The organism is Bradyrhizobium sp. 186 (assembly GCF_023101685.1).
GTDB lineage: Bacteria > Pseudomonadota > Alphaproteobacteria > Rhizobiales > Xanthobacteraceae > Bradyrhizobium.
Genome location: NZ_CP082164.1, coordinates 2713741 through 2733039 on the forward strand (window position 1 = coordinate 2713741; position 19299 = coordinate 2733039).

Sequence of the window (19299 nt, forward strand, 5' to 3'; positions counted from 1 at the left end):
AGGCGTTCGATTTAGGACAAGCATCTCGCTGCCTATAGGATCCCCCGTTGGCTCAACAATGGAGCAATAAAGTCGCCGCCAACGGTAGGTTGCTCACGTGATGGGCTTCGCGCCAACGCTGCCGTCACGCGGCCGGTGCGTCGCGCTTGCCGGAGAGAAATTCGTGAAGCTCGACGGCATTGCGAAGGGACTAATGCATCGTGAGTCGCCTCGGTGCGTTCATCCCCCGGCGCCATCTCGCGAGCCTCGTCGAGGGCGACAACCGCCCTGGCCTCCAGACCGCGGGCAAGCGTCGATTGGGTTCGTCTAGTCCGAAGTTTTCGCTTGGGAAGTGTGCAAGGGATTGATCCGACTCGATAAGTTGACGGTCGGTGTTTTCAATTACTGGACACGCAGCGGGTCAAGATCGAGCAGCTTGAACGCGGCTTCCTGGACGGAGGTTGGTGTGGAATGGAGCATGAAGCGATGCTTGGTGTGAAGGGGCACGCGCATCGTGTTTCGGACCAGCGTGCCGAGATGGGCGATGAGCGCATCGAAGCTCATGACGTGATGGCCGTCGGCTGATCGCTTTGTTGCCTTCTTGGCCTTCGCCGCCTCAGATGGTTCGGTCTTGGCGACGGGAGAGGTCCGTTCTCCCCGGGCGGCCTCAAGGTCGGTGTCGTGGAACAACAGCGGCGCCAAGGCTTCTCGCAGGTGCCATTCGACGTGATAGGCCAGCATGCACAGGAAGACATGGGCCCGCACGTGCTGTGCCGTCCAGTGGCGGATCGGCCGTATTTCGAGATCGATGGTTTTCATGGACCGGAAGCTGCGTTCGACTCGCGACAGGTCCTTGTAGGCCTGAACCGCCTCTGCAGCGTCGAGATGCCCAGCGGGTATGCTGGTTCGGATGACGTAGATGCCGTCGAGGCGAGCCTCTTCCTCGATCTGCTCGATCCGTCGCTGCCATGAGAGATAGCCATCGGCCACTTCGACGTCGAAGTGCTTGGCCATCTTCTTGCGGTCCAAAACCGCACCAACCGCGATGCCGATCTGGGCGGAACTGCGCAACGCAGAGTGTTTGCGCTGGACCTGCGCTTGAACGCGGGCAAGTTCGTGCTCGGTCGCGGCCAGCAGATCCTCGCGTTTGCGCGCTCGTTCGGCTGCCAGATCGCGATTGCGACAGACGATCAGCCGCTCGCCTGGGAACAGGTCAGGGGCGCTGATTTCGGCGAGATCGCGGTCATCGAACAGCGACAGCTGCAGCGGCCCGTTCTCCGCCGCCAAAGCCTGGATCGCCGGCGCGCGCAGGCAGGTGATCCAATCGACGCCCGCCGGCTTGAGATCATCGCGGATGCGTGCCGAGGTGATCATTCCCCGATCCCCGACCAACACCATACGGCTGATCCCGAAGCGATCCTTGATCTTTTGGACTTGAGAACTCAGCGTCTTCGGATCGGCCGTGTTGCCGTCGAAGACTTCAACCGCAATCGGCAGCCCCTCACGCGTACAGAGCAGCCCGTAGACAATCTGCGGCCGGTCGCCCCGGTGATCGCGGCTATGGCCATAGCGCGCCAGCGGACAGCAGCGGCCCTCAAAGTAGGACGAGCTGACGTCGTAGAGCACCAGCACGCCGTCCTGGAGATGTCGCCGCGCCAAGCCGGTCTCGATCCGCGCCTGGCGCTCGACCAGCCAATCGAGCGCCTCATAGGCCTCGCGCTCCTTCACCTTGCCCAGGCGCAGAACCGATCCGAGGCTGGAGATTGCCGTCTCCTGATCCACCGCCCGTACAAAGCCAAGCTTCGAGCGTGGCGCAATCAACCGATCAACGATCATGGCTACCACCAGATCGTAATGGCGTCGCGATGCCTCATCCTTCGTCGTGCTTAAAATCAGCCGATCCAGTGCAATTCTGCGGATCGTCCCGAGCGCCGCTGCAACATGGCCGTGAGGCAGTGAGCGCTCGATTTGAATCTCGTCCGGTCCGGTGCCAATCACCGTGCCGCCCTTGAGCAGAGCCTTCAGTCCGCCAATCAAATCCACCGGCAGCTTGCTCAGATTGGCCAAGGTCCGCTTCTGCGCGCGGCCATGCTCGTCGCGATACGCCTCCCGCAACAGCACCGCAGGCGGCGAGCCTCGATTGGGAATCGTCTCGATGAACATTCCCAAATCGAATCACATCTCGACTGATTTGGGAATCCCCGTTACATGGATACAAACTGCAAACTACTCTCCGCCCATCCGCCCGAAAGGATTCGTCTTTCAGGTCAAACCAAGCGCAAACTTCGGTCTAGTCGGAGACGGCCCGTTCTGCGGTATTAACCGCGCTACGCGGGATCACCACTGAATAACCATCGCAGCGGCGACCAGCAGCACAAAAAAGATCGGCATCAATACCGGGGGTACCAGCCACTCATGAAGATTGAATGTGGGGAGTTTTGGCATATGACCGCCCTTTAGGTTGAGGCGGGAGCGCAACGCTCTCAGTCACCGATAGTAGCCCAGCGCGCGCGGTGATGTCTTGGATATAGGGACGATTTGCCGAATAGCGAGGAGAATCGCAGTTTGCTTTCGGGGGCCGGCTGGCAAGGCTTGTAATGCGGCATTGAGTAGCCATCTAAATCCCAGCGCCATCATATTGCTTCAGCATCGCCCTTACGGCAGCGCGAAGCTTGGCCACGCCAAACTATCGTCAACGACATTGACCAAATGCACATCGCTTCGATGGGCGGGTCCCGAGGCCATTGAACCAGGTCTCGACACAGGTCGTGAGAAAGCCGGTGAGACGCGTGGTTCGTCGGCGAATACTGATCGGCGGCAACCCATGATCGAGTTTCCAAATCATAGCCGTTCATATGACCAAACCCGGCGAGCGGTGCGGTTTTGGGGGCACGACAGCGCGCTGGAAACGACATTCTTCATATACGAGGGCGCATTGAGGCGAATTCAACCAGGTACCCGCCCCGACGAGGCCGGTTTCCTGAACGCGTTCGATTGCAACCGTGATGTGATATGCGCGGCGGCTGCGAAGGTTTACGTCCGTGGAAGCCGGGGCTCTTACGATCTGATCGCCGCAAATTTTTGAAGCGAAACACTTTTGATCTGATCAGCGAGACGACGTGGCCAGACCGGGCGCAGGTGCTCGTTCGTCGCGAACAAAACGCACAACGCCGCCAAGCTGAATAATTGCTTGGTGGCGTTGCGGGACATCCGGAAAGAGCAATCCCCCGGCTTGCTGCTGTAGCGCACAAAGATCCCTAAATGTAGGAAATCGCTCTCGGTGAAGCTTTTTTCATTTGTGTCAGCAGTGGACGGTTCCGAAGTTTGAAAGCCGCTGATAGCTGCGATCACGGCCTGAGACCGCTCTCCAAAGACGTTGGCGCTGCGACCTTCTGACTAGAGACCCAGAACGTGCTGTACAGCATCAGGACAAAGGTCTACCGTTTAACGACAGGGTGGCAGTTGTTCGCCTTGAAGCTGTCCATGAAGCGGTGACTTCCGAAGTCGCTGCTCATCCTCGTAGCGGCAGCTAACGTGCCATCGGAAGGCGCAATCTCAATAGGCTGAATGTTTTTGCCAAGCGGATGCAAGCGGCGTCCGCGGCTGCGAACGCGCTCGTGCGCGCAAACAAAAAAGGAAACCATCATGAGAATGCCCGAAATTTTGCAGGGTGAGGCGCGGACACGCTTTCTCCAGGGTATCGCTTTCGGCGCTGTTGCGGCGATGGCGATCGGATTCATGTGGGGCGGCTGGGTCACCGGCGGCACTGCCAAAACCATGACCGCAATGGCAGAGAGCAACGGCCGGATGTCTGTCCTGGTCCCGATATGCGTCGCGCAGTTCACGGCGGCCGACGGCGCCGTCGCCAAGTTCAAGGCGGCGGGCTCCTATTCAAAGGACAACGTCATCAGCGAATACGTCAAGACCGTTGCCGCCACGAGCATGGACTATTCATTCGCGAGGGCCTGCGCGGCCGGCGTGGAAGCCGAACTCTCGAAGATGGCCACAAAGAGCTGAGCGGTTCGTCCCCGCTGACGACGACGATCTTGCTCCGAAACAGAGTGGGCAGGGCGTATTCGACGGGCATCTGGGAGGCTTCGTCGAAGATGACGGTATCGAAGAGGCCGGGCTTCGGCTGGAGTACGCGACTCGCCACGTCGGGCGTCATGAGCCAAACGGGCCTCAATGCGAGCAGGCCTAGTGCGCTTCCGCGATCGATGAATTCGCGCAGCCGCAGCGCCCTGTGGCCGCTTAGTCTCGTTATTGGTACCCAATCTGACGCCGGCCGGACGCGACCGGGATCAATGTCGTTGATGAGCAATTCCCTGTTGCAGTTCCGGATTTTCCTATCGGCTTCCGCAAGCGACTTGACCTTCACGTCGCTTGCATCAGCGTCGAAAAGGACCTCCGGATTGGAGGCTTCCATTGCGGCCTTCCATGCAATCCTGGCCTCGCGCGCGGTCGTGCCGCGAACGCACGCGTCGAGATCGGCGGTTGGCAGCCGCAGCAGATCTGTCTCCTTCGCCCTGAGGGTCCGGAAGATCGTGCGTTCCGCCTCTCCAAGACGCACCGACCGAAGCCGAAATTCCTGAAAGCTCGCGAGTGTCGGGGCAGCTTCGAGAATGAGACTGATGGCTGTCCCGTTTGAGCGTCCGCCATGGATTGCTGAACGCCGCAACCCGGTCCAAAGCTCATCGAGATATGGTTTTAGCTGCTCTAGAGCCTGGGAGCTTGCCGCCCGCGCGTCGTGGCGTCGAAGCGAACGATCTGCGCGATCGAAGAAGGTATCCAAGTCCTTCATCGCGCCTGTCATGGCAGCCTGATCCAACTCGGCTTTCTGAGGGCACTCGTCGATAAGCGACACGAAGTCATGAATGCGCGTGACGATGGAATGAAGATTGCCGGCGAGAGCAGCCAGGGGGCCCGGTGGAAGCTTCGAGTCCGGAGCGCGATTGAGGAGCGCCATTACGTAGTCGGCAAGCTTGAGCCTTAACGGCCGCAGACCCATCTCCAGGTCGATCGCATTAGCGAGCGCCTGGACGCCCTCATCGTCTGAAGCAATTTCCTTTGCAACCATCAGATTTCGCAGATTTCGCTTCCGTATCCAGCGCATGGGATTGATGTGCCCCAATCCGCTGGCGGGGCTGAGGACCCCCTTGGCGAGAGCGTCAAGCTTGCGCAGTTCGTCCGATCGAATCGAAATAAGCTTTTCAGAAATCCCGGGCTGGTGTTGGGAGGCGTTGAGCGCGGACAGTCCCGCTTCGACCTGGATAAGACCGACAAGCATATTGGTGCCCCGAGAACCGTTGCCCTCCGGACTTCGGAACAGTGGAAGCCAACGACCCAAATTGGTGCATAGGGCGTCACCGATGGAGCGCAAATTGCCGGCGCCTGCCATCCACGTTCGCAGGCGGTCGGCGTCGGCGACGTCAAACGAGTCCGATGTCTCGGCATCGACCTCCTCGCGCCTTGCATCGATTTCCGCGAACGTACGCAGAGACTGCACCAGGGTGTCCGCGGTGCCCCGATCGGGATTGAAAAGCTTGAGTACCGAGAGTGAGCTGCCTTCGAATTTGGCCGGTAACCAAAATCGTGCCAACGGTCCGCAATTTTCTTCGAGCGCGACGACATCTGCGGGGTGAAGATCCGTGAGCAACGGGCGGATCGAGGGAAGATCCATCGGCTTGGGTTGCGCTGCTTCGATGGCCAGGAGCTCGCCGAGCAGCGTGCGATAGGTCAGTCCCGTATTTGGGTCCACCGCATGTAGCGCCGTCTGTTGCCGATCGAGATCCGCTTCCAGCAATTCGATGCGCGCCGCCAACCGTTCGCGATCCCGCTTCCAGGCCGGAGCTCCGCCGACAGGCTGGCTATGCAACCGCTCAACCTGCTCCCGTACCGATGCGATGATGGCCCCGCGATCGCTGTTGACGTCGGTGATCATCACGAAACGGTTTCCGAGTCGTTCCTTATCCAAACGCTTCCTGACCACCTCGAGCGCAGCTTGTTTCTGGCAGATCACCAACAAAGATTTGCCCATACCGATCGCATCGGCGACCATGTTGACGATCGTCTGGCTCTTGCCTGTTCCTGGCGGGCCTTCGACGACAAGGCCCGGTGCCTGGCGAGCTTCCATGACGGCCGCCTCCTGCGAAGGGTCGCTGTCCGCCGTGGCCAGATTGGGCTGGTGGTGCTGATCGCGCTTGCCGCAAAGAACGGCATCCTGATCGTCGAATTCGCCAAGGAGCAGCGCGAGGCCGGCAAGCCGATCCTGGATGCGGCGCTGATGGGAGCGCGGATGCGCTTCCGTGCGGTCATGATGACCTCGATCGCCTTCATCCTCGGGCTGGTGCCGCTGGTGGTCGCGACCGGCGCGGCCGAGATCAGTCGACGGGCCGTCGGCACGGCGGTGTTTGGCGGCATGCTTGCCGCAAGCTCGATCGGCATCTTTCTGGTACCGATGCTCTACGTCACCTTCCAGCGTTGGCGCGAGAACGCGAAACAGCGCTTCGGCAGAAGCAAAGGAGAGCGGCCTGCTCATGAACCATGATCGTTCTTAAATTAGCCCTTCAGCGTCTTTCGCCCGCAAAATCGACCAAATAATCGTAAGCTTGGGGTAGCTGGGCCGCAGGCATCGCGTCTATAATCGAAGAGTCTGACAGACTACGTGGCGTGGCCGATGTACACACGCTCGGGAAGCGGCACGTCGTGGCCTTTTCAACCGACCGGCCCGGCGGTTTCGACGAAGCACATATTGCGAGCCGAACGGCCGGAACGTTCGAGGGATGAGGGGGGCTGGTTTCTTGGTCCGAGCCTTGTCGACAATGTTCGTCCGGGCATGGCGTTGCATTCCGACGAACTCTTCGGGCCTGTCCTCTCTGTCGTGCGGGCTTCGAGCTACGCAGATGCTATCGCCGTCATGGCGCGCATCCACTTGGGAACGCAGCGGCGATCTTCGGCAGCCCGTGCTAGACGGGAGGCGGGATCTGCTCCGAATCTCCTGCGCTGTCCTTGAAATGAGCTGACGTCACTTATTCCCCAGTTTTCGGCCGTAGCTCAAATGGTGGGCGCCAGCGATCCGCGTTAAGAAACGATCCAGCCCTGCTCTACCTATCGCGCACTCGCCGTCGCCTCACAATGCGGCCTCTCGCCTGATCGACGCAGCCGGAAAGCGGGGGAGGTTGGGCTCCACCGCGTGGACGACGAATAGGATATCCTGAGGCGCGAGGTGCAGGCGCTCGCCGAACAGTCTGACCGCTTCGTCCGCAATGGCGGTGGCGGTTCCCGCCGGTCTCCCGCTGGAGATGATGACCTCAACGACCATGAACCGATCGGTTCTGTCCGTTGCGTAGTCGGGGAAGCGGGGATTTACCAGGAGGTCGCCCTGGTCGACCTCGAGAAAACGGTGAAAGCGGTCGGCTCGGTGATAGCCGGCGGCCACCTGGGCTTCCAGCATTGCCTCCGATAAGCGGGACTTGTCGGCGGCGCTGAGGCCGCGCCGGACGGTGAAGGTTACAAACGGCATCTCCAGTCTCCACGGTTCAGGATGTACCAATTGCGTTGATGCGCTCAGTGCGCGCACGCCTTAGCCCAAGCCTAATCTCATCCCACTCTATTAAGAGGCGCAGCGCGGTGATCCACCTGTGCACCCCTTCAGCGCGGAATCACGAGAGGAGAATGGCTTCGAAACCAATTTCGACCTTCATCAGTTTGGAGACCGGGCAACCGGCCTTTGCTTTTGCAGCGATTGACTGGAACGCGGCCTGGTCGATACCCGGTATCTTCGCGGTGACGGTAAGATGGATCGAGGTGATGGAAAAGCCATCGCCGTCTTTGTCGATGACGACTTCCGATTTGCTGTCGACCTGCTCCGGCACGAATTTCGCCATGCCGAGTAGTCTTACGAACGACATGGTGAAACAGGCGGCGTGAGCGGCGCCTAGCAGTTCCTCCGGGTTCGTGCCCGGCTTCTCGCCGTAGCGGCTGAAGAACGTGTAGGGATGGCTTTCCAGCGCACGGCTCTCGGTCGAGACCGAGCCCTTGCCTTCGCGCAGGTCGCCGTTCCAGGCGGCAGATCCGAATCGTTTCATGGCTCGTGCTCCATTCGTGTCGTACATGTGCCGCAGCTTGCCGGCGTGTCAGCGCCGCCGGGCCGAACCGCAACCGCCTCGCTTTGCCTTCCATGCGTCTTTCGGCGCCTTTGCTTTGAGGTACTGGACAGCATCAAAATTGCTTCGCCAGCTCCGTCGCTTGTCTCTTTCCGGCGTCGATCATGTCGAGCGCGCGGCCGTCCTAGCTGTGTTCGACGGTAAGAGTTACGACACGGCGGACGCCTATAAACCGCAGCCAAAATTCAACGTAGCCGCTGAGATATTCGAAGCCTGGCTGAGAGACAATTTTGAAGCCGGCCGCGTCGCTTTGTCCCCTGACATACGCAACGAAAGCCTTATCAATGCTCAATGAGGGCCCATAGAACTGTCCGTCGAACGTAAACAGCATGTTTCGCTGACAAGACAGATCAATCAGCTGCTTGAGTTTGTAAGGGACAGAGAAATTCCACATGGGTACGCCCAGGACGATGCGGTCCGCCCGTTGGAAGCGTGAAGCCAACTCTCCGATTTTTTCCCATGTTGCCGCCTCGGCTGGCGTCATCGATTCGCCGGAGACGCCCTTGTATTTGGCGTCGATCGCCTCCGCGTTGAACTCGGGAAGTTGCTCTTGCCAAATATCCAACGTGTCGATTCTAACGTCGCGATCGCGCTCTCTATATTCGGAGAGGAATGCATTGACGACAGCGATGGACGCAGATTTTTCCTTTCGCGGCGAGGTCACTATGTTCGGGATATTCATTTTCGTTGGCCTTTCACGTAGGAGCGGGAACATGTCCGATGCGTCTTTCTCTCACCTCACGCACGTTGGCCGGCAGCCTCCAGGATCAGTTGCGTGATTTCATCAGGTTGAGAGATGAGGGCCAGGTGACTCGCTTTAACCTCGATGGTCCTGGCGCCCATCCGCTTGGCCATGAAGCGCTCAAGGTCTGGATTGATCGTGCGGTCTTCCGATGAAACCGCGTAGTAGCTCGGTTTTGATCGCCAGGCCGCATGGGTGGTCTTGCCTGACAGCAGCGCCTTATGGAACGGCTCCTGCACGGCGTAGAGCACCCTGGCCTTCGCTTGCGGCAAGTCGCCGGCGAAATCGCGAAGGAAGGCCTCCTCGGAAAGCCGTCCTTCGTCGCCATCGAACACGATCCCGGCCGTCGCCGGCGGCGTCGGATATGTCTTCGCGAGGGCCGCATAGTCCTCGCCCGCATCTGGCGCGCGCGCCGCCACGTAGACAAGCGCCGAGACGTTCGGATGCACACCGGCCTCCGTGACGATCATGCCGGAGAAGGAATGACCCACCAGCACTGTTGGGCCATCCTGCCGCGCCAGCACACGTTCGGCCGAAGCCACCGCCTCAGGCAGCGTGGTTAGTGGATTTTGCACGGCCGTGGCGTTGAGCCCCGCGGCCTGCAATCGCGCGATCACCTCCGACCAGCAAGAGCCATCGGCAAACAGTCCGTGCACGAGCACGACATTGCGCGCCTTCACTGGAGTTGAATTTGCGGCCATGCCACTTGTGGACATCAGCGAAGCTGCGGCACCGGTCACGAGGGCGGCGGAAAAAGAGCGTCTGTTCATCATCATGATATTTGTTCCTTCGAGGGTGGCTGGGAATGTCTGGTTGCTTGGTGTGGGCGGCGCAGAGCGGCGCCGGCCGCCTGAGAGTTTTTCGATGTCGTGTTGCCGTTCACCGCCTTTCTGTCGCCCTGATGCGAGCGCCTTGCATGGGTTCAAGCTTCGAGCAGTGCGTCGACATCGGGCGAATGCACGATGGTTCTGTCACGCACAAAAGCCTCATGGTTGTTCTCGATGCTGTCGTGGTCGTAGAGATAGTTGACCATGACGCCGAAGGATTCCTGGATCGCGCGGGGTGTGGCGTTGCCGAGCCAATTGATCCGTTCGAGCCGTGCGCCGTTGCCGAGGTGAAAGCGCGCTACCGGGTCGATGCGTATCGAGGGTGGCCGCGTCAGATAGCGGGCGCAAAGCCGCAACAAGGGGGCGCGCAGCTTCTCGCTCTGCGCCGGGTCATCCCACCAGCTGCCGCTCTCGAGTTGTGGCAACAGCGCGGCATCGGGATCGCTTCCATTCGCAAGCCGTTGACCGAGCCAGCGCCGAAACCCCGGTACCGGCGACAGGGTGGAAAAACGCTTCAGTTGCGGAAACTCCCCCTTGAGCTCCTCGACCACTTGCTTGATCAGGAAATTGCCGAACGATATGCCGCGCAGGCCGTCCTGGCAGTTGGAAATCGAATAGAAAATCGCCGTGTCAGCGCGCATGGCTTGCGCCCGTGCGGTCCGTTCATCCGTCACCCGTGCTAGCAGCGGCGGCATCGCTGTGGCCAACCCCTGCACCAGCGCGACTTCGACGAAGATCAGCGGCTCGCCGGGAAGGGCGGGATGGAAGAATGCAAAGCAGCGGCCGTCGGGCGCAAGGCGCCGCCGCAGATCGTCCCAGCCCTTGATCTCATGGACCGCCTCATAGGCGATCAGCTTTTCCAGCACCGCCGCCGGAGACTGCCAGTCGATCCGCCGCAGCTCGAGAAAACCGCGGTTGAACCAGGAGGCGAAGAGATGCTTGAGGTCGGCGTCGAGCAGCTTCAACTCCGGCTCGTCGCGCAGATGCGCAGTGAGTTCGCTGCGCATCGCGATCAGCGCGCTGGTGCCCCCGGGCGCCATGTTCATGCGCCGCAGCAGCTCCTGCCGCGGTGGATCGCTGGCTCGCGCGAGCGCGGCCGCTGCTTCCGCCGTGCCGTCGGCGAGATAGCGCTCCGCTGCCGTGCACAGCGCCGCTTTGTCGGGCTGAAACTCCGTTGCAAGGTAGCGCTGGAAGCTGTGCCGGCCGTCCGTATCGAGGACGCGCAGCACGTCGTGCAGTTCGCGCGCGACCTGCGCGCCGGACGCCTCGCCGCGCTGCGACAGCAATGTCGCTGCGAGTTGTTTCACGCGATCGACCGGCGCGGGCTTCGCGCTGGACAGGTCATTCGAGGTTTGCGTGTTCGGGGTCATCGTTACCTCTTGTGTTTAACCGTGGGGGATCGTGGTCGGTCGGAATTTCGCTGGCGGCACGTAGAGTCCGCCTGACGCCGTCACGAGGTCGTCGATGGTTTGGGCCGCGAGCCAGTCGCGGGTTGCGGTGTTAACATCGATGCCGAGGTCGGAGGGGGACATCACGGTGCCGCGGCGGCGCAGGCTGTCGCTGATTTCGGTCAACTGTTGCCTGCCGAATTCAGTATCGCCAGCGACGGCGCGCAATGCCGCTTCGCGTTCCTGCGGTGATCGGCAGCGCAAAAGGTTGGCCACGCCACGTTCGGTGACGACATGAGTGACGTCGTCGCCATAGATCATCACCGGCGGTAGCGCAAAACCGGCAGAGGCTGCGAGATCGAACGCGTCCAGCCGTTCGACAAAGCTCGGTGCGCCATTCGGCTGATGGGTCTGCACCATCTGCACCACAAGCTTGCGTCCGCGCAGGTTCTCGCCGACTTCCTGACCTGCGCGCAGCCAGGTCGGACTGTCGTGGCGGCGGCCACGTGGGTCGGCGCCCATGTTCGGTGCGCCGCCGAAGCCTGTGATCCGGCCCTTGGTGGCCGTCGAGCTGTTGCCCTGCGCATCGATCTGCAACGTGCCGCCGATGAAGAGGTCGCAGGCATATTGTCCGGCGACCTGTGCGAGCGCGCGGTTGGACCGCAGATTCCCGTCGGCGCCGACCGGGAAGATATCGGCGTGGTTCGAGACGTAGCGTTCCATCCCCAACTCGGAGCCGAAGCAATAGACGCTGTCGACGAAACCGGCTTCGATCGCGGGGATCAGGGTCGGGTGCGGGTTCAGCACAAAATGGCTGGCGATCTTTCCCTTCAGCCCACGCTGGGCGGCGTAGGTTGGCAGGATCAGTTCGATCGCCGCGGTCGCATAGCCGATGCCGTGATTGAGCCGCCGCACCTGGTAGGGCTCGTAGACTGCAGCGATCGCCATCATCGCCATCAGCACGTTCTCGTTCCTGATCTTGGCGGGATCGCGCGTGAACAGCGGATCGATCAGATAGGGCTTCGGGCTCGGCACCACGACATCGATCCAGTCGCCGGGCACGTCGACGCGCGGCAGCCGATCGACGATCTCGTTGACCTGTGCGATCACGATGCCGCCGCGGAAAGCCGCCGCCTCGGCGATGGTCGGCGTGTCTTCGGTATTGGGGCCAGTGTAGAGGTTGCCGTTGCGATCCGCCTTGTCGGCGACGATCAGCGCCACGCGCGGCGTCAGGTCGACCAGCATGCGGGCGTAGAGTTCGAGATAGGTATGGATCGCCCCGATCTTCACCGTCCCGTTCGCGACCAGTTCGGCGAGCTTGCGGCTTTGCGGCCCCGCGAAGGCGAAATCCAGCCGGTTAGCGATACCACGCTCGAACACGGCGAGATGGTCGGGCAGCGCCAGCACAGACTGCACCATGTGCAGATCGTGCACCCGCGCCGGATCCACCTTGGCCAGGGCGGAGGCGAGAAAATCCGCCTGCTTCTGATTGTCGCCTTCGATCGTCACGCGGTCGCCGGGCTCGATAATTGCTTCGAGCAGCTGCGTGGCAAGATTGGCCGGGAAGACTTTTCCGCTGGTGCCGCTGAGCGCGGCAGCCCGTGCGAGACGGGAGGCGCGATCTGCTCCGCGTCGTATCGTGTCTAACATGATGGATCTCCTTCGCTGTCCTTGAAGCAAAAGGTAGGAGGCCATCATTGATTATAGAAACGATATTTTATAATATGATTGATCGCACAATGGGATCAATTATGCTAGATTTCGAGTTGCTGCGTGCCTTTGTCGCCGTGGCTGATTGCAACGGTTTCCACCGCGCTGCCGAGCGGCTCAATCTGACGCAATCGACCGTGAGCCAGCAGATCAAGCGGCTCGAGCTCGAGATCAAACGGCCCTTGTTCCGGCGGACAACGCGCAGTGTCGCACTGACCGACGATGGCGAGATGCTGCTCAGCGACGCGCGTCGCCTGTTGCAACTTGAGGAAGCGGCGCGTCATCGCCTGGCGGCGCCGCGGCTGTCCGGCATGGTGCGTCTCGGCGTGGTCGAGGAGGTTGCCGGCGGCTCGCTGCCTTCGGCGCTCGGGCGCTTTGCCAAGCTCCATGCGGGCGTGAAGCTCGAGGTGCAGATCGGCGTCAGCGCGGAATTGATCGAGCAACTCAATGCGGGGCGGCTTGACGTCGTGTTCGCAAAGCGTCCGCTCGGAACCTCGAAAGGGCGCCTGGTGTGGCGTGAGCCGCTGGTCTGGGCCGCGGCCGACACGTTCGATCTTGTTCCGGGTGCGGCGTTGCCGCTGGCCCTGTACCGCGAGCGATCGGTCTCTCGCGAGGCTGCGCTCGCCGCGCTCAACAACAACGAACTGACCTGGGAGATCATCTATACCAGCCCCAGCTTGACAGGCGTACGCGCGGCGGCGCTCGCGGGCCTTGCCGTCACCCCACTTCCCGCAAGCGCGCTGATCGCGGGCTTGCGCATACTCGGTGTGGAAGAGGGGCTGCCGCGGCTTCCTGACCTTGAGTTCGCGATCTACGAGAAGGCCCGGCCCGACAAGGCCGCCGCGGCACTGGCTGCGGTTCTGCTGACCCTCGCCCAGGGGCCATCACGCCCGGCGATTTGAGATGAACCGGCACTTCAATCTTCGAGAGTCGGTTGTGTGTCAAGCGCTGCAGGAATCAAGGATCGCGCGAAATGAAAGAAGGCGGGCAACTGACGGGGTTTTGTGAGATGACCCTGCGAGTGTGCGGGCTGCGCTTTCAGCGACAGGCCGATGTCAGCGAACCCAATCACTTGTAGAAGATGTAGTCAGCCGTGTACTCGACACGCCGCTCCGCGCCGGCGGTCGGACACGTGCCGCTTGGGCCGACTCCGCCGGAGGTATTGACCCGTTGAACGAAACGCGCGCCGGCAAGTACTCCCGATCCAGAGGATGCTGCCGACAATAGCAGCCAGGGAATTGCGCCCGTCTTCGGAGCGGGCTCGCTCGCTAAGATACTGCCGACGATCTTCGAGCCATCAGGAGCTTCCCAGGTTGGGCCGGCATAGTGCTTGGCGAACGGCCTGCCTTGCGCGTCGATAAGCTTGGCCTCAGGGGCCTTAAAGTCCCATTCACTTCCGCCCCCCTTGACGGTGCAGACATATATCTGAACGCCTTTCGCGGCGTATTTGCCGACCAGCGGTTCTTTATGCGGAGGCGCAAGTTTGGCCGGAATGTCCTGAGCGATCGCGGAAGCCGCCAAAAGCGGAAGAGCCGCGAAGGTGAATAGCAAGCGGGTGAGCATGGAGTGGTCCTTATTACAAATGCAAAGTGTCCGATCATATGGGGCTGAGACATCATCGCCACCGATCCTGTTTGCGTTGACGACGATGGCCGTTCGCCTGAAGACGAGGGCTAACCACCAATTGGCGCCGTCTGCCTACGCCTGGATCGGACGGAAAGCTCTCATCAGGTCAGACCGACCCATCCAGCGAAGTCCGGGATGATAGTCGAGCGCATGGCCGAGATTGTTTGGAGCGATGCAGCGAGCGGCAGATCTCCGAAAGCGAGTTGGCACATGAGGTATGTCACACCTGCCTCAACGACCTGGTTCTTGAGCGATTCTCGCACCGTTGAAGGTGATCCGACCAGGCAGAAGCCGTCGTCCAGGGCTTGCTCGAACGACTTCGGCAGATTCGGCGGAATCGGCAAATTACGGGTGCGCGACAGGAAGGTGAATGTCTTGAACCAGCGCGCATAGGCTGGAGCGGCCAGAGCGCGCGCCTCAACGTCGGACCCGGCAATCACGACAATGCGAACCATACCAAGCAGCGGCATGACTTGCGTTGGCCGGGTTGACCAGTGGGCGCGATACGCGTCGGTAATTGCCCGGATCGCGCCGCTCTTTCCGACACAAGCGATGTTGATCGAACTCTCGGCAGCCCATCGGGCCGTCTCCGGCTTCATCGCCCCGTACCACAGAGGTGGATAGGGTTTCTGGATCGTTGAGAGCGCAATCGGCACGTCGCAGAAGCTGAAATGGCGACCGCTGTACGTAAGCGTATTGGTATCCATGGCCTTGAGAACGATCTCGGCCGCCTCGCTGTAGCGGTCTTGCGCCTCCGCCGGCGAAACGCCGAAAAACGAAAGTTCGAGTGGAACTGCGCCGCGGCCAATGCCAAGATCGAGTCTGCCCCCACTCAGCTGATCCAACATGCAGATTTCCTCGAAAGCGCGCAGCGGGTGATAAAGATTCAACAACATCACCAATGGTCCGAGTCTCATTTTTCTGGTGCGTTGCGCCACGGCGGACAAGAACAAATTGGGTGAAGCCGCCAGACCGTGTGGCGTGCCGTGATGTTCAGCGACGTGATAAGCGCGGAAGCCAGCTTCATCGCAAGCCGCGGCGATTTCTAATCGATCGTTGTACTGCTCGCGAAGGCTTCCACCCGCGTGATCCAAATGATCAAAAATCCCAAAGCTGAGGGCCGGCACAGCTTCACAATTCATGGCCGCTCCCTTCAACCTAACAGCTTCGCCGCTGCTTTAGCGACGACGATCGCCAACCCGTCCGTTTTTCGAGATTTGCCCGCAAGCACCAGTTCGCGGAGGAGTAGCATTTGTTGGGTCAGCATTGCATCTCTCAAAGTTTCATAGCCCAGACGATGCCTGATCATCTTAAGCAGTAGGTCGGCAAATTCCTTGGGCAGTCGCGCACCGACCGCCGCGTTTCCTTGACGCTCGCCGTGCGTGAGTTCCGGCCAGACGGGCGCTCGCGAGTTCATGTCATCCAGTTCGTTGCCATTGGCACGTTCGTAACAGGTTCACGGGGACTTTTTCTGCACGAAGCCATTTGTCACGAGTCAGTGACCATGTTGCGCAAGGGGCCTCTTCGATCGAATTGTTCTAGGCAACGCAACGTTCCAGTCACACCGCATTCGAGTGCTTTTGGTTTCGCAACGACACAGAAGGTAAGCGCAATGAATTCGAAAGAATTGTCCAAAAAGTCTTTGAGTGAACGAGAGCGCGAGTGGTCGGAGGTCACGCGCGGAGAGCGCTATATCATCCGCACAACTTCAGAAGAAGCGAACGGTGCCTATTCGATGCTGGAGGTTGTCGCGGACCCTCGAAACGGTGTGCCCCTGCACGTTCACGATAATGAGGAGGAGCACTTCATTATTCTGGAGGGTAAGGCCCTCATCGCGAATGGAGACTGTCGAGCGGAAGCCGGTGCCGGCTCGTCCGTCACCATCAGCAGAGGCGTACCTCATGCCTGGTGCAATCCTTCCGAAGACGCTCGCCTCCGCATGCTGGTGCTCTTCACCCCCGGAGGGCTCGAAGAGCTGTTCCGAAGAAATGCTGGGACCGAACCTGCCGATATGATCGCCCTGGCCGCTAAATTCGGCACTCGGATTACGGGCCCGGCGCTGTTCGACGACCTTCACACGATATCGTCGCCGCGGCCCTGACGGCGATGCTAAATTCCGGTAGGGGATGCCTGGGTCGTACCTGGTCAACATGGGCATAGCAGTGCCTGAACGAGGTTACATGACAAACATATTTGGCCGTCACCAGTCTGGTACCTGCACTTATTGCCATTCGTCGCGCCGCAGCTTCATCGGGGGCGCCGCTGCCCTTGGCGTGGCTGCTGCCTTGTTCGCGAAACCGTCAGTAGCGGCACCGATCGCGACGTTGATCGACACCCATCACCTTTTTTTTCCACCGGCCTATCAGAAGGCGTGGCTCGAATGGGAAGAGGCACGCCAAGTGCCGCACTTTCCCTCTCAGGTGGCCTGGTCCAAAACCAAGGCGATCGAAGCGATGGACGAGGCAGGCATCCGAGCCGCGGTGTTGTCGATCGCATCGACCCCCGGGGTCTGGTTCGATCTCGATGCCGAGAAGGCCAGCCAGATGGCCCGTGACTGCAACGATTATGCCGCCGAATGGATGCGCGAGAAACCCGGCCGCTTTGGCCTGTTCGCGACGCTGTCGATGATCGACATCGAGCGAACGCTCAAGGAAATTGAATATGCGTTCGACACTCTGAGGGCGGACGGCGTCGGCCTCCAGTCGAGTTACGGGGACAAGTGGCTGGGCGATAGCAAATACAAGCCGGTGTTCGACGAGCTCAATCGGCGCGGCGCCGTCGTATACGTTCATCCCCTCGTTGCCGACTGTTGCGGCACCCTCAGCGTCGGCACGTTTCCTGCGGTCATTGCAGTTCCACACGACACCACGCGATGCGTCACCAGCCTCCTGCTCTCGGGCGGTTTTGCACGATGGCGCGAGATCCGGTGGCTGTTCTCACACGCCGGCGGAACAATCCCGATGATGGCCGGTCGTATCGACGCCTTCTACGGGAAACGTCCGAACTTGAAGGAGTTCGCGCCCGAGGGGATTCTTGGTGAACTGCGGCGGCTCAACTACGATACCGCCAACGCGACCAGCGCGCCGACGATCGCCGCTCTGACCAAGCTCGTGCCCGCGTCTCAAATCACCTACGGCAGTGACTATCCCTATTTCGGCCTGGGTCAGTTCGAGACCCTGGAAGACGCCGGTCTGTCCGCCGCCGAATTGGCGTCCATTGGCAGCGGGAATGCCGCCCGCCTCATTCCGCGACTTCGAAGCTGAAGCGCAAGGGCGGACGTCGTTAGGTTCGCCCACCCCAGCCCCAACTGACACACCTACGTCGGACAGAAGCCCGGCAATGCCGGATCGCGTTCTGCGCCAAGATTCACAGCAGGAGAGTCACATGAAAGTCCTCATCGTGTCGACGCCCGCGACGGGGCATCTCAATCCGTTGCTTCCGATCGGCCGCAGCCTGATGGAAGAGCATCACGAGGTCGTGTTCTTGACCGGAAGCGCATTGCGTCAGCGCATCGAGGGCACTGGCGCAAGGTTTTTGGCCTTTCCACCGCAGGCAGATCTTGATCTTCGCGACCACCATGCGGTCGTCCCCGAGCTGAAGGAGATCGCCCCGGGGCCGGAATGGCTGCGTGTTGCCCTGGAGCGCATCTTTGTCGACACCATTCCCGCGCAGTATGCCGGGATGCGGCGGGCCCTGCGCGATGTCCCGGCAGATATCATCGTTGGCGATGACATGATGTTCGGCGTTGTCCCGATGCTGCTTAAGCCGCGCTCGGAACGACCGCCCATCGTTCTTTGCGGCACCTCGATCCTGCACTGGCGACGCGACGACGGCGCGCCACTTTTCCTGGGCCTGCCGCCCGCGAGCAACCAAGCGCAGCGCGACGAATATGCGGCGATCGCGCGCGATTATGACCGGATCGTCAACCAGCCGATCGCGCTTCGCCTGAACAAGATCCTGAAAGAGCTTGGTGTCGGACCGTTGTCGACGGACATGTACGAATCCGTCGTGGAGCTTGCCGATGCCTATATGCAGCTCTCGGTTCCGGGCTTCGAGTATCCGCGTGACGTTCCGGCCACGGTGCATTTCGTCGGTACGCCGCCGATCGTGCCGAACCAGGTACCGCTGCCGTCCTGGGCGCGCGATCTGGATGGCTCGCGCAAGGTGGTCCTGGTCACCCAGGGAACGGTAGCAAATCATGATTTTGGCCTTCTGGTCCGCCCCACCCTGGCGGCACTCGCGACGGAGCCCGACCTGCTCGTCGTTGCGACGGCAGGCGGTCGTCCAGTCGATGCGATCCCGGGTCCCATTCCCGATAACGCGCGAGTGGCAAGCTATCTGCCCTTTGAATGGATTTTGCCCAAGACCGACGTCTTCGTCACCAATGGCGGCTATGGCAGCGTGAACCAGGCGTTGAGCTTCGGGATCCCGATCGTCACCGCCGGGCTGACGGAAGACAAGGCCGATGTCAACGCGCGTATTGCGTGGTCCGGTGTCGGCATCAATCTCGCCACCAACGAGCCTGCACCGCGCGCTCTTGGCGAGGCTGTCCGCACCGTTCTGGCAAAGCCTACCTTTCGCGCGCATGCGACCGCGATGGCCGCCGAGTTCGCAAGGCTCGACACTCGGACAGAGATGCTTCGCATCGTCAGCGAGACCGCACGGACCGGCACCTGGCTCAGGACGTGGCATAAACAGCCCGCCTGGTGAAAGAGGCGATCCAGCAAATTCAAGCGCCTATTCGCGCTTGCGAAGCGTGCATTTCGGGGGAGCTCAAGATAGACGACAGCACGGTGGCTGAGAAAGGGCGCGATAGAGCGGGACACGGTCGATGCTGCAGAGGTGGAATGGGCCAGAGGCAC

At 60.9% G+C, this 19299-nt stretch carries 19 protein-coding genes and 1 pseudogene; 8 read left to right on the top strand and 12 right to left on the bottom strand.

From position 1 onward, the window contains the following. Window positions 1-381 precede the first annotated feature (381 nt). Entirely contained in the window at window positions 382-2142 is a 1761-nt protein-coding gene (locus IVB18_RS12710) for an IS1634 family transposase (RefSeq protein ID WP_247983291.1), read from the bottom strand. 661 nt (window positions 2143-2803) lie between these two features. On the opposite strand from IVB18_RS12710, the gene IVB18_RS12715 reads away from it, so the two are divergent. Further along, window positions 2804-3064: a DUF1488 domain-containing protein gene (locus tag IVB18_RS12715; RefSeq protein WP_247989467.1), complete on the top strand. Its 261-nt coding sequence runs from the start codon at window positions 2804-2806 to the stop codon at window positions 3062-3064. On the opposite strand, the gene IVB18_RS12720 is transcribed toward IVB18_RS12715, so the two are convergent. Beyond that, window positions 3037-3330 carry a hypothetical protein gene (locus tag IVB18_RS12720; RefSeq protein WP_247989468.1) on the bottom strand — a complete coding sequence of 98 codons (294 nt, stop codon included), beginning with the start codon at window positions 3328-3330 and terminating at the stop codon, window positions 3037-3039. The two genes, IVB18_RS12715 and IVB18_RS12720, sit on opposite strands and share 28 nt — an antisense overlap. Before the next feature lie 294 nt (window positions 3331-3624). Between IVB18_RS12720 and IVB18_RS12725 the strand changes: the two genes are divergently transcribed. Further along, window positions 3625-3996 (top strand): hypothetical protein, encoded by a 372-nt coding sequence (locus tag IVB18_RS12725; protein WP_247989469.1) that lies wholly within the window; start codon window positions 3625-3627, stop codon window positions 3994-3996. On the opposite strand, the gene IVB18_RS12730 is transcribed toward IVB18_RS12725, so the two are convergent. Beyond that, on the bottom strand, window positions 3899-6112 hold the full coding sequence (locus IVB18_RS12730) for a hypothetical protein (RefSeq protein ID WP_247991978.1): 2214 nt from the start codon (window positions 6110-6112) through the stop codon (window positions 3899-3901). The genes IVB18_RS12725 and IVB18_RS12730 overlap by 98 nt on opposite strands. 36 nt (window positions 6113-6148) lie before the next feature. On the opposite strand from IVB18_RS12730, the pseudogene IVB18_RS12735 reads away from it, so the two are divergent. Together IVB18_RS12735 and IVB18_RS12740 are read left to right on the top strand one after the other, a co-directional pair. After that, window positions 6149-6526 (top strand): annotated as a pseudogene (locus tag IVB18_RS12735) (efflux RND transporter permease subunit); the annotation flags it as partial. A gap of 129 nt (window positions 6527-6655) precedes the next feature. Then, complete coding sequence (locus tag IVB18_RS12740; RefSeq protein ID WP_247991622.1) at window positions 6656-6991, top strand: aldehyde dehydrogenase family protein; 336 nt, start codon at window positions 6656-6658, stop codon at window positions 6989-6991. Between the two features lie 117 nt (window positions 6992-7108). Here IVB18_RS12740 and IVB18_RS12745 read toward each other — a convergent pair whose 3' ends face one another. From IVB18_RS12745 to mdcA, 6 genes are all read right to left on the bottom strand, one after another. Then, window positions 7109-7501, bottom strand: a complete 393-nt coding sequence (locus tag IVB18_RS12745) for a tautomerase family protein (protein WP_247989470.1) — start codon at window positions 7499-7501, stop codon at window positions 7109-7111. Window positions 7502-7640: 139 nt separating this feature from the next. Next, on the bottom strand, window positions 7641-8093 hold the full coding sequence (locus IVB18_RS12750; RefSeq protein ID WP_247989471.1) for an OsmC family protein: 453 nt from the start codon (window positions 8091-8093) through the stop codon (window positions 7641-7643). A gap of 175 nt (window positions 8094-8268) precedes the next feature. After that, window positions 8269-8826 (bottom strand): NAD(P)H-dependent oxidoreductase, encoded by a 558-nt coding sequence (locus IVB18_RS12755; protein ID WP_247989472.1) that lies wholly within the window; start codon window positions 8824-8826, stop codon window positions 8269-8271. Window positions 8827-8882: 56 nt separating this feature from the next. Beyond that, window positions 8883-9662: an alpha/beta hydrolase gene (locus tag IVB18_RS12760; protein ID WP_247989473.1), complete on the bottom strand. Its 780-nt coding sequence runs from the start codon at window positions 9660-9662 to the stop codon at window positions 8883-8885. A 146-nt stretch (window positions 9663-9808) separates the two neighbouring features. Continuing rightward, window positions 9809-11083, bottom strand: coding sequence for a malonyl-CoA decarboxylase (locus IVB18_RS12765; RefSeq protein ID WP_247989474.1), 1275 nt, complete (start codon window positions 11081-11083; stop codon window positions 9809-9811). A gap of 15 nt (window positions 11084-11098) precedes the next feature. Beyond that, entirely contained in the window at window positions 11099-12751 is a 1653-nt protein-coding gene (gene mdcA, locus IVB18_RS12770) for a malonate decarboxylase subunit alpha (RefSeq protein ID WP_247989475.1), read from the bottom strand. A 101-nt stretch (window positions 12752-12852) separates the two neighbouring features. Between mdcA and IVB18_RS12775 the strand changes: the two genes are divergently transcribed. Beyond that, complete coding sequence (locus tag IVB18_RS12775) at window positions 12853-13713, top strand: LysR substrate-binding domain-containing protein (RefSeq protein WP_247989476.1); 861 nt, start codon at window positions 12853-12855, stop codon at window positions 13711-13713. A gap of 166 nt (window positions 13714-13879) precedes the next feature. Here IVB18_RS12775 and IVB18_RS12780 read toward each other — a convergent pair whose 3' ends face one another. The 3 genes from IVB18_RS12780 to IVB18_RS12790 all read right to left on the bottom strand — a co-directional run bounded on the left by IVB18_RS12780 (window position 13880) and on the right by IVB18_RS12790 (window position 15854). Then, window positions 13880-14374, bottom strand: a complete 495-nt coding sequence (locus IVB18_RS12780; protein WP_247989477.1) for a DUF3455 domain-containing protein — start codon at window positions 14372-14374, stop codon at window positions 13880-13882. A gap of 164 nt (window positions 14375-14538) precedes the next feature. After that, window positions 14539-15579, bottom strand: a complete 1041-nt coding sequence (locus IVB18_RS12785) for an LLM class flavin-dependent oxidoreductase (protein ID WP_247989478.1) — start codon at window positions 15577-15579, stop codon at window positions 14539-14541. 11 nt (window positions 15580-15590) lie between these two features. Beyond that, on the bottom strand, window positions 15591-15854 hold the full coding sequence (locus IVB18_RS12790; protein WP_247989479.1) for a hypothetical protein: 264 nt from the start codon (window positions 15852-15854) through the stop codon (window positions 15591-15593). A gap of 195 nt (window positions 15855-16049) precedes the next feature. On the opposite strand from IVB18_RS12790, the gene IVB18_RS12795 reads away from it, so the two are divergent. From IVB18_RS12795 to IVB18_RS12805, 3 genes are all read left to right on the top strand, one after another. After that, window positions 16050-16538 (top strand): cupin domain-containing protein, encoded by a 489-nt coding sequence (locus tag IVB18_RS12795; RefSeq protein WP_247989480.1) that lies wholly within the window; start codon window positions 16050-16052, stop codon window positions 16536-16538. A gap of 79 nt (window positions 16539-16617) precedes the next feature. Then, entirely contained in the window at window positions 16618-17700 is a 1083-nt protein-coding gene (locus IVB18_RS12800) for an amidohydrolase family protein (protein ID WP_247989481.1), read from the top strand. Window positions 17701-17821: 121 nt separating this feature from the next. After that, entirely contained in the window at window positions 17822-19147 is a 1326-nt protein-coding gene (locus tag IVB18_RS12805) for a nucleotide disphospho-sugar-binding domain-containing protein (RefSeq protein ID WP_247989482.1), read from the top strand. Window positions 19148-19299: the final 152 nt, after the last annotated feature.

Bases quoted from the DNA above. Each gene is read 5' to 3' on its own strand.
- IVB18_RS12710 (WP_247983291.1), bottom strand. From the start codon at position 2,142: ATGTTCATCGAGACGATTCCCAATCGAGGCTCGCCGCCTGCGGTGCTG.
- IVB18_RS12715 (WP_247989467.1), top strand. From the start codon at position 2,804: ATGATCGAGTTTCCAAATCATAGCCGTTCATATGACCAAACCCGGCGA.
- IVB18_RS12725 (WP_247989469.1), top strand. From the start codon at position 3,625: ATGAGAATGCCCGAAATTTTGCAGGGTGAGGCGCGGACACGCTTTCTC.
- IVB18_RS12730 (WP_247991978.1), bottom strand. From the start codon at position 6,112: ATGGAAGCTCGCCAGGCACCGGGCCTTGTCGTCGAAGGCCCGCCAGGA.
- IVB18_RS12740 (WP_247991622.1), top strand. From the start codon at position 6,656: ATGTACACACGCTCGGGAAGCGGCACGTCGTGGCCTTTTCAACCGACC.
- IVB18_RS12745 (WP_247989470.1), bottom strand. From the start codon at position 7,501: ATGCCGTTTGTAACCTTCACCGTCCGGCGCGGCCTCAGCGCCGCCGAC.
- IVB18_RS12750 (WP_247989471.1), bottom strand. From the start codon at position 8,093: ATGTACGACACGAATGGAGCACGAGCCATGAAACGATTCGGATCTGCC.
- IVB18_RS12755 (WP_247989472.1), bottom strand. From the start codon at position 8,826: ATGAATATCCCGAACATAGTGACCTCGCCGCGAAAGGAAAAATCTGCG.
- IVB18_RS12760 (WP_247989473.1), bottom strand. From the start codon at position 9,662: ATGATGATGAACAGACGCTCTTTTTCCGCCGCCCTCGTGACCGGTGCC.
- IVB18_RS12765 (WP_247989474.1), bottom strand. From the start codon at position 11,083: ATGACCCCGAACACGCAAACCTCGAATGACCTGTCCAGCGCGAAGCCC.
- mdcA (WP_247989475.1), bottom strand. From the start codon at position 12,751: ATGTTAGACACGATACGACGCGGAGCAGATCGCGCCTCCCGTCTCGCA.
- IVB18_RS12775 (WP_247989476.1), top strand. From the start codon at position 12,853: ATGCTAGATTTCGAGTTGCTGCGTGCCTTTGTCGCCGTGGCTGATTGC.
- IVB18_RS12780 (WP_247989477.1), bottom strand. From the start codon at position 14,374: ATGCTCACCCGCTTGCTATTCACCTTCGCGGCTCTTCCGCTTTTGGCG.
- IVB18_RS12785 (WP_247989478.1), bottom strand. From the start codon at position 15,579: ATGAATTGTGAAGCTGTGCCGGCCCTCAGCTTTGGGATTTTTGATCAT.
- IVB18_RS12790 (WP_247989479.1), bottom strand. From the start codon at position 15,854: ATGAACTCGCGAGCGCCCGTCTGGCCGGAACTCACGCACGGCGAGCGT.
- IVB18_RS12795 (WP_247989480.1), top strand. From the start codon at position 16,050: ATGAATTCGAAAGAATTGTCCAAAAAGTCTTTGAGTGAACGAGAGCGC.
- IVB18_RS12800 (WP_247989481.1), top strand. From the start codon at position 16,618: ATGACAAACATATTTGGCCGTCACCAGTCTGGTACCTGCACTTATTGC.
- IVB18_RS12805 (WP_247989482.1), top strand. From the start codon at position 17,822: ATGAAAGTCCTCATCGTGTCGACGCCCGCGACGGGGCATCTCAATCCG.